Annotated in this window: 1 protein-coding gene; it reads left to right on the plus strand. The window is 48.1% G+C overall.

What is annotated here, in order from left to right:
- Positions 1 to 669: AAA family ATPase (locus tag A3750_RS16440; protein ID WP_156498658.1), on the plus strand; the 669-nt coding region annotated here is incomplete at both ends.

The raw sequence follows: 669 nt of genomic DNA on the forward strand, positions 1-669 counted from the left end.
GCTGTCATTGAGGGTGAAATCGATCTTATACAGGTGGAAAAGCGTATTCGTGGTCGCGTTAAGAAGCAGATGGAGAAAAGTCAGCGCGAGTATTACTTAAACGAGCAGATGAAAGCGATTCAGAAAGAGATGGGCGCGCTCGGTGAGACAGGTAATGAATTTGAAGAGCTTGAGAACAAGATCGCCGAGGCAGGCATGCCGGTTGAAGCGAAACAAAAGGTTGAAGGTGAGCTGAAAAAGCTGAAAATGATGTCACCTATGTCCTCAGAAGCCTCTGTTGTCCGCGGTTATATTGAGTGGCTAACGGATTTGCCTTGGAAGAAGCGCAGCAAGGTGCGTCATGATTTAGCAAAGGCACGAGAAATTCTTGATAGCGATCATTATGGGCTCGATGAGGTCAAAGACCGCATATTAGAGTATCTTGCGGTGCAAGCACGCGTTAAAAAGCTGAAGGGGCCTGTGCTTTGTTTGGTTGGGCCTCCGGGTGTAGGTAAAACCTCTCTCGGGCAGTCTATCGCTAGAGCGACAAACCGAAAGTTTACGCGTGTCGCTTTAGGTGGCGTTCGTGATGAAGCCGAAATTAGAGGTCATCGCCGAACTTATATTGGCTCTATGCCAGGTAAGCTGGTTCAGAAGATGACAAAGGTCGGTGTTAAAAACCCGCTCTTC

This window comes from Oleiphilus sp. HI0079, assembly GCF_001635105.1.